This window comes from uncultured Paraglaciecola sp. (assembly GCF_943787955.1).
GTDB lineage: Bacteria > Pseudomonadota > Gammaproteobacteria > Enterobacterales > Alteromonadaceae > Paraglaciecola.
In genome coordinates, this window is record NZ_CALSOK010000010.1 from 255,920 (window position 1) to 270,910 (window position 14,991).

Consider the following 14,991-nt stretch of genomic DNA (forward strand, 5'->3'; position numbering starts at 1 on the left):
TAATGGAGAGGTCATTTGGGGTTGTATGGTTAAGTGACTAAGCGTATACGGTGGATGCCTAGGCAGTTAGAGGCGATGAAGGACGTGTAAGTCTGCGATAAGCTGTGGAGAGCCGACAAAATGCTTTGACCCACAGATTTCCGAATGGGGAAACCCACCGCTTCGGCGGTATCTTATAGTGAATACATAGCTATAAGAAGCGAACGAGGGGAACTGAAACATCTAAGTACCCTTAGGAAAAGAAATCAACAGAGATTCCCCTAGTAGCGGCGAGCGAACGGGGAGCAGCCGAGTAGTAATGAAGTAGTGGAATGTGTTGGAAAGCACAGCGATACAGGGTGATAGCCCCGTACACGAAGCGTCATTATTGCCATATTAAGTAGGTCGGGACACGTGTTATCTTGACTGAAGATGGGGGGACCATCCTCCAAGGCTAAATACTCCTAACTGACCGATAGTGAACTAGTACCGTGAGGGAAAGGCGAAAAGAACCCCTGTGAGGGGAGTGAAATAGAACCTGAAACCGTATACGTACAAGCAGTAGGAGCAGACTTGTTCTGTGACTGCGTACCTTTTGTATAATGGGTCAGCGACTTATATTTAGTAGCAAGGTTAACCGAATAGGGGAGCCGTAGCGAAAGCGAGTGTTAACTGCGCGTTTAGTTGCTAGGTATAGACCCGAAACCGAGTGATCTAGCCATGGGCAGGTTGAAGGTTGAGTAACATCAACTGGAGGACCGAACCGACTAACGTTGAAAAGTTAGCGGATGACTTGTGGCTGGGGGTGAAAGGCCAATCAAACTCGGAGATAGCTGGTTCTCCCCGAAAGCTATTTAGGTAGCGCCTCGGACGAATACCACAGGGGGTAGAGCACTGTTAAGGCTAGGGGGTCATCCCGACTTACCAACCCTTTGCAAACTCCGAATACCTGTGAGTACTATCCGGGAGACACACGGCGGGTGCTAACGTCCGTCGTGAAGAGGGAAACAACCCAGACCGCCAGCTAAGGTCCCTAAATATTACTAAGTGGGAAACGAGGTGGGAAGGCTAAGACAGCTAGGAGGTTGGCTTAGAAGCAGCCATCCTTTAAAGAAAGCGTAATAGCTCACTAGTCGAGTCGGCCTGCGCGGAAGATGTAACGGGGCTAAGTAATATACCGAAGCTGCGGACGCAAAGTTTACTTTGCGTGGTAGGGGAGCGTTGTGTAAGTGGCTGAAGGTGAGCTGAGAGGCGAGCTGGACATATCACAAGTGCGAATGCTGACATGAGTAACGATAATGGGGGTGAAAAACCCCCACGCCGGAAGACCAAGGTTTCCTGTCCCATGCTAATCAGGGCAGGGTAAGTCGGCCCCTAAGGCGAGGCAGAAATGCGTAGTCGATGGGAAACGGATTAATATTTCCGTACTTGGTATATCAGTGAAGGGGGGACGGAGAAAGTTATGCAAGCCTGGCGTTGGTTGTCCAGGTGAAAGTGCGTAGAGTTGGCTCTTAGGCAAATCCGGGAGCCTACATGCTCGAGACACGAGACGAGACACTACGGTGTTGAAGTTGCAAATACTATGCTTCCAGGAAAAGCCTCTAAACTTATGATATATCGAACCGTACCCCAAACCGACACAGGTGGTCAGGTAGAGAATACTAAGGCGCTTGAGAGAACTTGGGTGAAGGAACTCGGCAAAATCGTACCGTAACTTCGGGAGAAGGTACGCCCCTGTTTGTGATTGGACTTGCTTCATGAGCGAACGGGGGCCGCAGTGAAATGGTGGCTGGAACTGTTTATTAAAAACACAGCACTGTGCTAAATCGAAAGATGACGTATACGGTGTGACGCCTGCCCGGTGCCGGAAGGTTAATTGATGGGGTTATCTTCGGAGAAGCTCTTGATCGAAGCCCCGGTAAACGGCGGCCGTAACTATAACGGTCCTAAGGTAGCGAAATTCCTTGTCGGGTAAGTTCCGACCTGCACGAATGGCGTAATCATGGCCACGCTGTCTCCACCCAAGACTCAGTGAAATTGAAATTGCAGTGAAGATGCTGTGTACCCGCACCTAGACGGAAAGACCCCGTGAACCTTTACTATAGCTTGGCACTGAACATTGACCCTACATGTGTAGGATAGGTGGGAGACTTTGAAGCATTGTCGCTAGATGATGTGGAGTCTACCTTGAAATACCACCCTTGTAGGTTTGATGTTCTAACATGGGTCCCTTATCGGGATTGTGGACAGTGTCTGGTGGGTAGTTTGACTGGGGCGGTCTCCTCCCAAAGCGTAACGGAGGAGCACGAAGGTTGGCTAATCCTGGTCGGACATCAGGAGGTTAGTGCAATGGCATAAGCCAGCTTAACTGCGAGACAGACACGTCGAGCAGGTACGAAAGTAGGTCATAGTGATCCGGTGGTTCTGAATGGAAGGGCCATCGCTCAACGGATAAAAGGTACTCCGGGGATAACAGGCTGATACCGCCCAAGAGTTCATATCGACGGCGGTGTTTGGCACCTCGATGTCGGCTCATCACATCCTGGGGCTGAAGTCGGTCCCAAGGGTATGGCTGTTCGCCATTTAAAGTGGTACGCGAGCTGGGTTTAGAACGTCGTGAGACAGTTCGGTCCCTATCTGGTGTGGGCGTTGGATGATTGAAGGGAGCTGCTCCTAGTACGAGAGGACCGGAGTGGACGAACCGCTGGTGTTCGGGTTGTTTTGCCAAAGGCATTGCCCGGTAGCTACGTTCGGAATCGATAAGCGCTGAAAGCATCTAAGCGCGAAGCGAGCCCTAAGATGAGTCATCCCTGTACGTTTAACGTACCTTAAGGGTTGTTGAAGACTACGACGTTGATAGGCAGGGTGTGGAAGCGTAGCAATGCGTTGAGCTAACCTGTACTAATTGCCCGTGAGGCTTAACCATACAACGCCCAAGTGGCTTCATAAAAGAAGTGCTGAGTGTTTGATGAGTGGCAAGTATTAACATAAAATTAAGAGTAAGACTGAAGACATTCTTTAGCCTCGATTACAGCGCGCTTTTACCTAGGTAGGCAGTGAGCATCAGCTTTTACATATTGATTTATTGAGTGAAAGCTCGATAGATAACAGTTTTTGTCTGGCGACAATAGCGATGTGGCACCACCTGATCCCATTCCGAACTCAGAAGTGAAACACATTAGCGGCGATGGTAGTTTGGGGTTTCCCCATGCGAGAGTAGCACATTGCCAGGCTCCCATTTAGAGAAAGGGCTATCCGCAAGGGTAGCCCTTTTTTGTTTCTGCGGATTGATAAATCCAGAGTAGACATATATACATCCCTGATGATATGCACCCAAACTCGCCTTCCTTGGCTCGTTGTTCAACAGGGCGCTGCAGTGCAGCAAATATACCTACTGAACACTTATGCGAGAGTAGCACAGGGTGCCCCGCACATTGCTGGATGCCAGCCCCGCATTGGATATCCCGCTGTCCCCCATTTAGAGAAAGGCTATCCGCAAGCGTAGCCCTTTTCTGTTTCTGGTGTTTAGGTTGGTTACGCTGCTGAGTAGCTACACGCAAACCTTAACAAAGTGGATTATCTTGACACACTGAAAGCTTGGCTATGTCTTTGTCACAGAATCATGCTGATTGGTATTAAGTCATGTTGGCTTTAAATTTTTATTAGTTTTGCCTATGTTGTTAAATTTATTATTGGGGGAATAAATGCTTAAACAACGAAAAGGATCTAAGGAGTACAGAGAAGTGCTACTACTCAGATGTTTGATCTCTGCCTAGTAGTGTTAACGCGGCTTCTTTGGCGGGTTTATGGTTGTAGAGTACTTCATAGATCTGTTCACAAATGGGCATTTCTACACCCATACGTTGCGAAAGAATGTGTACTTCTTTGGTATTTTTGTAACCCTCAACTACCTGGCCAATTTCGGTCATGGCTTCTTGAATACCTAGGCCATTACCTAATGCCAACCCGAACCGTCTGTTACGAGACTGATTATCTGTACACGTTAAGACTAAGTCACCTAAACCTGACATACCCATAAATGTGGCCTGTTTAGCACCCATCTTGATCCCAAGCCTTGTCAGCTCAGCTAAACCTCTAGTAATAAGGGCTGTCCTAGCGTTAGACCCAAAGCCTAAGCCGTCAGATAAACCGGCGCCAATAGCTATAACATTTTTGACGGCTCCGCCTAGCTGTATGCCTATGAAATCATCATTTCTGTACACTCTAAACGATTTTGAGCAATGCAGTTTATTTGCAAATTCAATGGCTAGGTTTTCATTTGTAGAACTTAATGAAATCGCGGTAGGTAGTCCTGCCACCATTTCTTTAGCAAAGGTGGGGCCTGATAATGCTGCAATAGGGATATCGTCGCCCAAAATTTCTAGAGCCACCTCTTGTAAAAGCCTACCTGTTTCAGGCTCTAATCCTTTTGTTGCCCAAATTACTCTATGCCAAGGTTTTAGGTATGGTTTTGCTTGTTGTAACGTGCTGTAAAATGCATGGCTTGGAACAACTATTAGGATGTCTTGACTGTTGTCTATCGCTTTGCAAAGTTCAGATTCGAGTGATAATTCTTCCGGAAAAATAGCGTTGGGTAGGTATTTTTGATTACGTCTGGTGTTAGCCATCAATTCAATTTGCTGCTTATCTCGCCCCCACAAGACAGTTTTCAAGCCATTGCGAGAGAGACAAAAAGCCAGCGCAGTACCATATGATCCTGCCCCTAATACACACACCGAGTTCATTTTAAATCAGCCGTATTATGCATCTAATTTTTGCGTTGCTGGTGCTTGTTCTTGAGCTTGTTGAGCGCGTTTTTGCATGTAGGCTGCAAATATTGAATTGAAATCAACAGGTGCCAAGTTTAGTGGTGGGAAAGTGCCACGATTCACTAGATTAGAAATGGTCTCCCTAGCATACGGGAACAAGGTATTGGGACAAAAAGCACCAATCATTTGAGCCTTATTCTGCTCTGGCATTTCGCCAATCATAAATATGCCAGCTTGCTGTACCTCACATAGAAAAGCTGTTTCTTCCCCGATTTTGGTAGTGACAGTGACTGATAATGTCACTTCATACAGGTTTTCACCTAGTGCATTGCTCTTTGTGTCTAAGTCTAATTGTACTTCTGGTTTCCATTCTTTTTGAAACATTGCAGGTGAGTTAGGTGCCTCAAAAGAAATGTCTTTAGTGTATATTCTTTGAATTGAAAACTGTGGGCCTTGTGCCGTTTCTGGCTGCGTTGCAGCCTCGTTTGGTTGATTCTCGTCAGCCATGATACTTCCTTAAATTGAGTTGTTAGTCAGCTAATAAACTGTCTAGTTGGTTTTTTGCTTCTAATGCAAACAATTCATCACATCCACCTACATGATAATCTTTGATGAAAATCTGTGGAACAGTCGATTTACCTTTTGCTCGTTCGATCATTTTGCTTCGTAATTCAGGCATTATATCGATTTCAATTTCATTAAAACTAGTTTTTTTTTGGGTCAATAAAGCCTTAGCCCTATGACAATAAGGACAATGCCCTTTAGTATAAATATCGACTTTATTCATATTTATCTCCTGGCATTTATTTGATGACGGGTAAACTTGCAGCTTGCCAAGCACTTATACCACCTTTCAACGTCACTACATTTTCAAATCCTGCTTTAAGCATCTGAGATGCCGTACGTTTTGACGTCATGCCCATAGCACAGACAACAATTATGGGCTTGTCTTTTGATTTTTCAAGTGTAGAAAAGTCGCCTTTTGTGACTAACTCCGCTTTGATCTGTTTAGATCCTAAAATATGGCCCTTTTTAAACTCTGCCACAGGGCGAATATCCAGAATATAAGCATCTTCTTTGTTCATTAATAGAGTTGCTTCATGTGTACTTAATTCTTTTAATGATGAAAGCTGGCTTGCCACAGTGGTATATATTAGTGCAGCTAGAAGTGCAGCGAACAAACCAGATAAAATATAGTGATTAACGACGAATTCTACCATTTGATCCATAACAGGTGACCCTTAAAGGTGAGTAACTTAAAAAAACGAGGCCAAAGTATATAGATTTTGTGTGTAGAAACCAGTCCTAGGGTGTATTCATCCGTGCGACAAGGAATAACTTATTGTTATACATTTGGTTTTTAAAAGGATTTAGCCGTGACGTGCGCTGCGAGTAAGGATAATATTAGCCGATTATCATGATACTAGGCCATATAAATACACATTATATTTCACCTTAGTATGACTCACAAAATTAATAAATAGTTTTATCTATAAGGGCTGCACAATGACTCAAACTAAAAAGACCACCGCATTGATTATTCTTGACGGTTGGGGTCATCGGGAAGAATTGGAAAGCAATGCGATTGCACACGCCCATACGCCAGTTTTAGATGGATTGTGCCATGCATACAGCCACTCTTTAATATCTGGATCAGGATTAGACGTTGGTCTTCCTCCGGGGCAGATGGGTAATTCTGAAGTAGGTCATGTCAATTTAGGTGCAGGCCGTGTGGTGTATCAGGACTTTACGCGAGTGACCAAGGCCATTGAAGACGGTGATTTTTTTGAAAATCCTGTATTTATAAAAAACCTAGACAACGCTATTCAAGCAGATAAAGCCATCCATGTTATGGGGTTATTATCAGCCGGTGGGGTACATAGCCACGAAGATCATATTTTTGCCTTTTTGAAAATGGCCGCAAAGCACGGCGCAAAAAAGTTATATCTACATGCCTTTTTGGATGGTCGCGATACACCACCACGAAGCGCAAAGGGTCCATTACAGTCAGCTGATGCAGTGTTTGCCGAATTAGGCTTAGGCAAAACGGCCAGTGTCATTGGTCGTTATTATGCGATGGACCGAGATGCCCGTTGGGATAGAGTCGAAGCTGCTTACAATTTGATTGCTCATGGTAAAGCAAATAAGGTTGCCACGAGCGCTACTGAAGCCTTAGTTGCTTCATATCAACGTGACGAAAATGACGAGTTCATGCAAGCCACCACCATTGGTGAGGCAGTTCCATTGGAAGATGGAGATGCTGTTTTCTTCATGAATTTTAGAGCCGATCGAGCCCGCGAAATTAGTCGACCTTTTGTTGAGAAAGATTTTAGTGAATTCGATAAAGATACACACATTGAGCTAAGTGCTTTTGTAACCTTAACGCAATATGCAGAGAGCATTAATGCTCCAGCAGCATACCCACCTGTACCATTAGTGAATGTTATGGGTGATTGGTTAGCTCAGCATAATAAAACGCAATTGCGTATATCTGAGACTGAAAAATATGCACATGTCACTTTTTTCTATAGTGGTGGCCGTGAAGACTTGTATAAAGGTGAAGAGCGTATTTTGATCCCATCACCTAAAGTCGCCACTTATGACCTGCAACCAGAAATGAATTCGGCTGAGTTAACCGATAAGCTTGTAGCAGCAATAGACTCTGGGAAGTTTGATGTCATTGTTTGTAATTATCCTAATGGGGACATGGTTGGGCATACGGGTAACTTTGATGCAGCCGTCAAAGCTTGTGAGGCAGTTGACACCTGTGTTGGCAGAGTCGTTGAGGCTATCAAACGTAATGGTGGTGACTGTTTAATTACAGCTGATCACGGTAATGCTGAAAAAATGCAAGATGAACAGACAGGGCAATCACACACCGCACACACCAGTGAACTCGTTCCCTTTATTCACGTAGGACAAAAATCAACGGTTAGACTAGGAGGCACATTAAGTGATGTGGCCCCCACTATGCTGTATCTAATGGGGATGGAACAACCTCCACAAATGACCGGTACTTCTCTAGTCACATTGGACTAATCAATTGAGATTGATACTGCACACATTATTCCAAGCTAAAAGCTTAGCTAGTAGGTCTTCCTTATTAATAATGTTGTGTAGTGTTTTTTTTGTATTTGTTGTAAACGCCCAAGAACAGTCAGATCTTAAAAGTATTCAACAACAAATAAAAACCAAACAGGTGCAAATCAATCAACAACTTGCGACTGCCAAGACGCTTCAAGATAATCTGAAGGTTATTGAAATACAGATTGCGAAAGCTGCAAGAAAACTCAATAAAACACAGAGGTTCCTCGACAATAATCAGCAAAAACTTAAAATATTGCGCAAACAACAAAAGGATTATTTGAGCTCCTTATCACAGCAAAAAATAGTGTTAGCCAAACAGATCCGAAGCGCTTATATGACAGACAATTATGATTTCGCAAAAATGTTGTTGAATCAACAAGATGCTACTAATTTTGAACGGACTATTACTTACTATCAGTATTTAAACAAGGCCCGTAAATTGCAAATCGATAGCTTTAACTTGTTAGTCAAAAATCTGCAAAAGGTGAATGCCAAGTTGATTAATAATCAAAGTGAGCTCGAGCAGTTAAAAGGTAAACAGCTTGAGCAACAACAAGTGTTAAAAGCGAATCAAACTGAAAGGGCAGGAACGCTTATAGCGCTGCAGGACGCAATAGAGTCTGAAGAAGTAAAAATTGCCCAACTACAAATCAATGAAAAGAATTTACTTGAAGCATTAACTCAAGCGCAACAACTCGACCAACAAGACGTAACGTTAAGTGGTCTTGGTACCCTTAAAGGCCGTTTATTAATGCCTGCCAAGGGTAACCTTAGAAAAATGTTTGGTAAGTTTAGGCAAGGTCAAATTAAATGGAAAGGAGTGGTGATAAATGGGACTCCAGGAGACGCTGTGATTGCCATACATCATGCTAAAGTACTTTACTCTGATTGGCTTAGAGGCTTTGGGTTAGTGACTGTACTGGATCATGGAGACGGATTTATGAGCCTCTACGGCCATAACCAAGCGTTGCTAAAGCAAACTGGTGAGTCTGTTCAGGCAGGTGAAGCCATTGCCCTTCTTGGGCAAAGTGGAGGACAAAATCGACCTAACTTATACTTCGAAATTAGACATAAAGGAAAGCCAATCAACCCTGTTAATTGGTTAAAGCTTTAGTTCCTTTGTGCATATAAACGAACCAATCCTAGTAAAAATACTTGTTGTGATTATAATTAAAACGAAATGCTGTCGGGTAAAACAATAATAAAAACATGCGTTTATTTCTAATTAGTTGCCTGTTGTGTATCGGTTGTTCTGTTAGAGCATCTCAAATCGCCTTGATCATTGACGATATGGGAAACAACCAACAAGATGCGCTAGCCTTTGTATTACCTGCCAATGTCGCTTTTGCGATTTTACCGAATAAACCTTTATCTGAGACTTTTTCAAAGCGTGCCGCAGCCCAGCAACGTGAAGTCATGTTACATATGCCAATGGAATCGTTGGCGGGTAATAATCAAGAAAAAAATGTATTGCTTGCTAGTATGCCACCCCATCAAATCGTTAATACGTTAAAAGTTGCTTTATCTACTGTGCCCGATGCTGTGGGGGTAAACAATCATATGGGCAGTAAGTTGACTCAACTTTCCTTACCTATGTCGATAACGATGACGTTTCTGTCAAAGCAGGGCTTGTTTTTTGTTGATAGTCGTACCACCAGATACAGTAAAGCAGAAGACATTGCCAAACAACATGGTGTGTTAAGCACGAAACGTAATGTGTTTATTGATCACACTCCAAACTTTGAGCAGATTGATAAACAATTTCATCGTTTACTTCGTCTATCCAAAAAGCATGGTTATGCGGTAGGTATTGCCCACCCCTATCCACAAACCCTTGAATATTTGAAAATACATTTAGGCAGACTTCAACAGCATGGCATTGAGTTAGTTAAATTAAGCGACATAGTCTCTTCAGGTGTGGCCTATACTTATCATCCTAAAGCTGAGTTAAAACCCACTCCTCCAGACTTATAAGGAAGTAACATGCCTGCAGCTAATCTACTTACCCTTAAAGATGATATTGCCACTATTTTGGATGATGTGGCTATTTTGTCGAAAGTGACGGCTAAAAGACAGCTGGCGTGTTGGGAGATGACTTAGCTCTGAACACCGAGCAAGTCTCTGGGGTGAGAGCAAACGGGAATTAGCTGTTGTATGGGCAGTAGCAAAAGGCTCTCTTCTAAATAAACTGATTTTCGTGCTATCTGCAGTATTGATAAGTGCATTTTTACCATGGTTAATCGTGGCGTTGCAGGTTATTGGCGCGCTGTATCTATGTTATGAGGCTGTAGCCGATCCTAATATTGACTTAGTGATCCTTGAAAAAAAATTAAAGGAGCCACTAATACCGATTTTATCCTATCCGCCGAAATTGTGGTAATTTTACTCAGCACTTTACAAGCAGAGTCCTTTGCAACCCTAGTGACAGTTTTATCCTTGCTGGCCTTGGCTATTACTGTTGGTGTGTATGGGTTAGACGCTTTCATTGTAAAGCTGGATGATGCAAGTTTATGCTTATTAAGAAAATCTCTAATTGCAAATTATAACAGTATTCAACGAACCGTAGGATGGGGACTATTGATTTTTACCCCAATTCTGATGAGGGCATTCTCCGGAGTAGGTACAGCAGCTATGTTTTTGGTTGGAGGTGGTATTTTGGTGCACAGTATCCCCTTCATACACCCTTCGTTAGAACCCGTCTTTCAAAACATCGAATCCATAAGGTTTGTGGCATCTATCGTGCCGATTTTACTTGAAGGATTAGTGGGTATTATTGTTGGTGCTCTGGTTTACTCGCCACTATATTAGGCCTTAAATTTATTAAAAAGCCTCAGTCGTCTTCCCTTAAATTTTTAATTATTTATTGGTTGGAATAATAGTTATGGAGTGAGTGAATTTCTACTCGCCTGTTAAGATGTTTTTCTTGTTCCGTCTTAAAATTTTAGGCAGAAATACTTGTAAATTTTATGGAATGTTATATTATAACGTTCGATGAGGTTGAGGATTTACTGATGCAAGTAACCAAAGATAAAACGCTATTAGACCGACTAGGCATTTGGGCCTCGAGTTTGTGTGCGTTGCATTGTTTATTACTCCCTATTCTTATTCCTCTGATCCCTTTTGTGAGCGCCTCTTTTTTTGCTCAAGATTGGTTCGAGAGAAGTATTTTATCACTTTCGATGATCATAGGTTTTTGGGCATTGTTCTCAGGATTTTATCGTTATCACCGACAGCTCTATCCTTTATATAGTCTGGTATTGGGCGGTTTAATTTATTGGAATAAAGATATGTTTGGCGAGTCTTACGAGCCTTTCACCATTGCCGTTGGGGCTTTTTTAATTGTAGGTGCGCATTTAGTGAATTTGAAATTATGTCAAAGTTGCGAAGATTGTGATTCTGGATGTGCGAGTTCCTAGATACATTACCGAATGGCTTTATTAAACCTTATTGGTTAATGCCACTTTAGCCTTCGCGGGTCCATTACTAAATACTCCATCTACTCCCCAAGATTGCAACCTTAGCAGGTCTGCAGGTTCGTCAACGGTATACACAAACATTTTCAAACCACGATTATGTGCATCTATAACAAAAGCTTGATCAACAAAATTAATCTCAGCATTAACTGAGTATGCTTGCAGTTTTTGTGCAAATCGCGCGTAATCTAAAGGATTACTGCCCGTTAGCCCTCCAATCTTGGTATTGGGCGCAATACTTTTAAAAGCCAACAACAAATGGTGGTTGAAAGATGAAACGATAAATTGCTCAGGTTCGAAATTTAACTGGTTTAGCGCTTTGTTAATGCATACATTCACTAGTGAAACATCATCCACACCCTTCATTTCAATATTTATCAAACATTGCCCTTGTACACGTTCCAATACTTGCCAAAGTGTTGGCACAAATTGGCCTTGGCCTGCGTCTAATGTTTGTAATTCTTCGAGAGTATAATCAGATAATAGACGATTGCCATTGGTTGTCCTACTTACCCATCTGTCATGGATAACCACTAATTCATCGCCGAGTTGATAAACATCTATTTCAATACCATCAGCTTGTTGAATCAAGGCTTGTTCAATAGCTAATAAGGTGTTTTCAGGGGCATCAGCACTGGCACCCCTATGGGCGAATATCAGCATTGTGTTAGCCCCCTAAACATTATTATTTACTGTGAAGTTTTTGAGCGTTGATGGTTTCATAAATGGCGGCTGAAATCACTAACAAACCACCGACTAAGGTTTGCCATCTGGGCTGTTCATCTAACACCAGTATCGCAAGGGTTACACCATAGAGTGGTTGCATACAGGCAATCAATGAAAATGTTTTGGCTCGAAGATGTTTAAGGCTTGCAGCAATTAAAGCATGAGGCACCGCTGTTAAAAATATACCCAGTATAACCAGACCCACATAGGTTTCTTGGCTTGCTTTAAATAACTCATCACTTGAGAAGAAGCTAAGTGAGATGAAAATTACCAAGGTTTGGTAGGCCATGGCGTGGGCGCCAGAATAGTGGGAGAAATGTTTGCGATGCACCAAGTTTCTAAAAGAATACAACACGGCTGAGCTTACACCAATCAACACACCTTGCGTAATTTCGTTATCTAATGATACTTCTGGTACTATCAGGAAAATACCAAAAAGCACAACAATGGCGCTGACCAAATCTTGCCACACCAAACGTATGCCCTCAAAAAAAGGTTCTAAAAGTACTGTCATTACGGGGAATGTAAATAAGGCTATCATGCCAACAGATACTGATGAATACTGCATGGCAGCAAAATAACTAACCCAATGCGCCGCCATGAGTAGACCTAAAAAAAGAGCAACAAAATAGTCTTTTTTACGGTCTAATAATATTGATTTTCTGAATATTTTTACAATGCCAAACAACATGATGCAAGCAATAGTGGCACGGCCAAAAGTAATGTCTATTGCAGATAAGGGCAGAAGTTTAGAGAATAATGCCGTGGCACCTAGCAATATCATAGTGACGTGTAAAGACCACAGACTTTTTTTAACGGGATCCAAGTTGATTAGTTCGTTATGTTTGCGAAAACGTCACCGAGACGCGTTACGTCTCCTGCACTTAAATCCGAAAAATCTATCATGTCAGCTTCGAAGCAAGCCACTATGGTTGAGCCGAGTTTAAACAAACCCATCTCATCACCCTTTTTGATAAATACAGCGTTGTCACCTTGGGCAGGGTACTGCCAATGCTGTACATTTTTACCAACAGGTGGTGTCACAGTACCTGCCCATGTTGTTTCAATGCTGGCCACAATAGTCGCCCCTACTAATACCATGGCCATTTTACCTATTTCAGTATCAAAAATAGCCACTACTCGTTCGTTTCTAGCAAATAATCCGGGTACACGTTCTGCGGTCAGAGGACTCACTGAAAATAGCTCGCCAGGTACATAAAGCATATCGGTAAGCTGCCCACCTATAGGCATATGAATACGATGATAATCTTTAGGAGAAAGATAAATCGTAGCAAATTTACCATCTAAAAAGGGTCTTGCAAGTTCAGGTTTACCACCCAGCAACGTAGTTAAACTATAGTTATGGCCTTTCGCTTGGAAAATAGCATCATGCACAATATCGCCTAATTGACTCACTGCACCATCGACAGGTAAGGCAAGTTGTTTTTTATCTTGGCATATCGACCTCACGTCGGTTTTAAGTTGCCGAGTGAAAAATGCGTTAAATGATGAATAGGACTCAGGATCAGAGTCGAGTGCTTCAGACATATCAACTTTATATTGCTTAATGAAGAGTTTAATCATAGCTGTAGTCATAACACCGGCTTGCGCTGCAGCTAGCGTACCCACCAAACGAGATAGTAGGTGTTTTGGGGTGATATACTGTAAAGCAATTTTTAACGAGTCTAACAAAGTAACTTTCCTAATAATCTAACGTTCCACTTACAATTGTAACGTAATATTCTTAGTAGTTTGCTCTTAACTAAGTCTAATAGGCTATATGCTAGTATTTTTTGCAGGCTAATTTATGTTTCAACACAGAGACATTACACTTTTGTATGTGCTGGGCGAAGCTCATCCATATTCAACAATATTTTATGATAGCTTTGATAACGTTGCGGGCTTATTTTACCGTTTTCAACTGCAGCATTAATGAGACAACCAGGATCATTACCATGCTTACAATCTCGAAATTTACAGCCACCTAAATAGTCTCTGAATTCCCTAAACCCATTCGTCAGCCTTTCTGCAGGCAGATGCCATAACGCAAATTCACGTACACCAGGTGAATCAATCAAATCACCACCAGCAGGGAAGTGCAGTAGTTTTGCTGTGGTGGTGGTGTGCTGGCCTAAACCAGAGTTATTGGATATGTCGCCAATGATTTCATCTGCTTCAGGCAATAACTCATTAATTAAACTTGACTTCCCTACCCCTGATTGTCCAACAAATACACTGACCTTATCTTTTAAGCATATCGCAAGTTCATCAAGCCCTGTCATTGTTTTACAGCTGGTGTAGACAATTTGATAGCCAATATCACGATAAATATTTAGCTGATTTTCTACTTCTTTTAACTGTTGTGAGTCAAGTAATTCGACTTTGTTTAATAATATTACCGGCATAATTTCTACGTCTTCTGCCGCAACTAAATATCTGTCGATAATATTCAAAGATAAGCTTGGTAAAACTGAACTGACGATGATTATCTGATCGATGTTAGCCGCGACTGGTTTCACCCCATCATAAAAATCAGGGCGGGTGAGGACTGATTTTCTATCTTGGACAATCTCGATGATACCGCTGATCGTTAATGACTGATCTTTCCCTGGCCTAAACAACACTTCATCGCCACATACCACACTATTTATGGTTCGGCGCATGTGACATCTGTGAATAACGCCTGCTGGGTCTTCAACATCTGCATGTTTGCCAAAACGGCCTATGACTCGTCCACTTTGTTGCTCACCAAACTGATTATCTTCAATTTCGTTTGATTTGACACTGCTTGAAATTCGTTTGGTGCGGTTTACTGAAACTTGTCGTTTCTGCTTGTCTGTTAACTTTGGTTTTTTAGCCACGTTTTATCTTTGCTGTAATTAATACCATTTCTTGTATCATATTAACGTTTGCAGAGGTGGATACCAAATTATTAATGTATTTGTTGTTCGCACCAT

12 protein-coding genes, 2 rRNA genes and 1 pseudogene are annotated in these 14,991 nt (G+C 42.4%); 7 read left to right on the top strand and 8 right to left on the bottom strand.

The window, feature by feature from the left end; all coding sequences use genetic code 11:
- Positions 1–27 precede the first annotated feature (27 nt).
- Together Q0Y52_RS08875 and rrf are read left to right on the top strand one after the other, a co-directional pair.
- Positions 28–2,905 (top strand): 23S ribosomal RNA (locus tag Q0Y52_RS08875).
- Between the two features lie 191 nt (positions 2,906–3,096).
- Positions 3,097–3,212 (top strand): 5S ribosomal RNA (gene rrf, locus Q0Y52_RS08880).
- A 516-nt stretch (positions 3,213–3,728) separates the two neighbouring features.
- On the opposite strand, the gene gpsA is transcribed toward rrf, so the two are convergent.
- Genes gpsA through Q0Y52_RS08900 form a run of 4 tightly spaced genes read right to left on the bottom strand, consistent with a single transcriptional unit; the run spans position 3,729 to position 5,977 of the window.
- Positions 3,729–4,724, bottom strand: coding sequence for an NAD(P)H-dependent glycerol-3-phosphate dehydrogenase (gene gpsA, locus Q0Y52_RS08885; RefSeq protein ID WP_297820721.1), 996 nt, complete (start codon positions 4,722–4,724; stop codon positions 3,729–3,731).
- Between the two features lie 15 nt (positions 4,725–4,739).
- Positions 4,740–5,255, bottom strand: coding sequence for a protein-export chaperone SecB (gene secB / locus Q0Y52_RS08890; RefSeq protein ID WP_297820723.1), 516 nt, complete (start codon positions 5,253–5,255; stop codon positions 4,740–4,742).
- A 22-nt stretch (positions 5,256–5,277) separates the two neighbouring features.
- Entirely contained in the window at positions 5,278–5,535 is a 258-nt protein-coding gene (grxC, locus tag Q0Y52_RS08895; protein ID WP_297820725.1) for a glutaredoxin 3, read from the bottom strand.
- 16 nt (positions 5,536–5,551) lie between these two features.
- Positions 5,552–5,977: a rhodanese-like domain-containing protein gene (locus tag Q0Y52_RS08900; RefSeq protein ID WP_297820727.1), complete on the bottom strand. Its 426-nt coding sequence runs from the start codon at positions 5,975–5,977 to the stop codon at positions 5,552–5,554.
- Between the two features lie 277 nt (positions 5,978–6,254).
- Here Q0Y52_RS08900 and gpmI point away from each other — a divergent pair, with 277 nt between their 5' ends.
- From gpmI to Q0Y52_RS08925, 5 genes and pseudogenes are all read left to right on the top strand, one after another.
- Positions 6,255–7,787 (top strand): 2,3-bisphosphoglycerate-independent phosphoglycerate mutase, encoded by a 1,533-nt coding sequence (gpmI, locus tag Q0Y52_RS08905; RefSeq protein WP_297820729.1) that lies wholly within the window; start codon positions 6,255–6,257, stop codon positions 7,785–7,787.
- Between the two features lie 70 nt (positions 7,788–7,857).
- Complete coding sequence (locus Q0Y52_RS08910; RefSeq protein ID WP_297820731.1) at positions 7,858–8,949, top strand: peptidoglycan DD-metalloendopeptidase family protein; 1,092 nt, start codon at positions 7,858–7,860, stop codon at positions 8,947–8,949.
- A gap of 95 nt (positions 8,950–9,044) precedes the next feature.
- Positions 9,045–9,809: a divergent polysaccharide deacetylase family protein gene (locus Q0Y52_RS08915; RefSeq protein ID WP_297820733.1), complete on the top strand. Its 765-nt coding sequence runs from the start codon at positions 9,045–9,047 to the stop codon at positions 9,807–9,809.
- A 9-nt stretch (positions 9,810–9,818) separates the two neighbouring features.
- A pseudogene (locus Q0Y52_RS08920) lies at positions 9,819–10,643 on the top strand (DUF808 family protein).
- Positions 10,644–10,846: 203 nt separating this feature from the next.
- The gene (locus tag Q0Y52_RS08925; RefSeq protein WP_297820735.1) at positions 10,847–11,251 is read left to right on the top strand and encodes a MerC domain-containing protein; all 405 of its coding nucleotides are present in this window, start codon (positions 10,847–10,849) and stop codon (positions 11,249–11,251) included.
- A 21-nt stretch (positions 11,252–11,272) separates the two neighbouring features.
- On the opposite strand, the gene Q0Y52_RS08930 is transcribed toward Q0Y52_RS08925, so the two are convergent.
- From Q0Y52_RS08930 to rsgA, 4 genes are all read right to left on the bottom strand, one after another.
- On the bottom strand, positions 11,273–11,971 hold the full coding sequence (locus Q0Y52_RS08930; protein ID WP_297820737.1) for a glycerophosphodiester phosphodiesterase family protein: 699 nt from the start codon (positions 11,969–11,971) through the stop codon (positions 11,273–11,275).
- Positions 11,972–11,993: 22 nt separating this feature from the next.
- Positions 11,994–12,860, bottom strand: coding sequence for a DMT family transporter (locus Q0Y52_RS08935; protein ID WP_297820739.1), 867 nt, complete (start codon positions 12,858–12,860; stop codon positions 11,994–11,996).
- A gap of 5 nt (positions 12,861–12,865) precedes the next feature.
- Positions 12,866–13,726 (bottom strand): archaetidylserine decarboxylase, encoded by an 861-nt coding sequence (gene asd, locus Q0Y52_RS08940; RefSeq protein ID WP_297820741.1) that lies wholly within the window; start codon positions 13,724–13,726, stop codon positions 12,866–12,868.
- A gap of 134 nt (positions 13,727–13,860) precedes the next feature.
- Complete coding sequence (gene rsgA / locus Q0Y52_RS08945; protein ID WP_297820743.1) at positions 13,861–14,895, bottom strand: small ribosomal subunit biogenesis GTPase RsgA; 1,035 nt, start codon at positions 14,893–14,895, stop codon at positions 13,861–13,863.
- Positions 14,896–14,991: the final 96 nt, after the last annotated feature.

Excerpts from the sequence above, each read along its gene's own strand:
- Q0Y52_RS08910 (WP_297820731.1), top strand. The coding sequence starts at position 7,858 with ATGTTGTGTAGTGTTTTTTTTGTATTTGTTGTAAACGCCCAAGAACAG.
- Q0Y52_RS08915 (WP_297820733.1), top strand. The coding sequence starts at position 9,045 with ATGCGTTTATTTCTAATTAGTTGCCTGTTGTGTATCGGTTGTTCTGTT.
- Q0Y52_RS08930 (WP_297820737.1), bottom strand. The coding sequence starts at position 11,971 with ATGCTGATATTCGCCCATAGGGGTGCCAGTGCTGATGCCCCTGAAAAC.
- Q0Y52_RS08900 (WP_297820727.1), bottom strand. The coding sequence starts at position 5,977 with ATGGATCAAATGGTAGAATTCGTCGTTAATCACTATATTTTATCTGGT.
- gpsA (WP_297820721.1), bottom strand. The coding sequence starts at position 4,724 with ATGAACTCGGTGTGTGTATTAGGGGCAGGATCATATGGTACTGCGCTG.
- secB (WP_297820723.1), bottom strand. The coding sequence starts at position 5,255 with ATGGCTGACGAGAATCAACCAAACGAGGCTGCAACGCAGCCAGAAACG.
- gpmI (WP_297820729.1), top strand. The coding sequence starts at position 6,255 with ATGACTCAAACTAAAAAGACCACCGCATTGATTATTCTTGACGGTTGG.
- grxC (WP_297820725.1), bottom strand. The coding sequence starts at position 5,535 with ATGAATAAAGTCGATATTTATACTAAAGGGCATTGTCCTTATTGTCAT.
- Q0Y52_RS08925 (WP_297820735.1), top strand. The coding sequence starts at position 10,847 with ATGCAAGTAACCAAAGATAAAACGCTATTAGACCGACTAGGCATTTGG.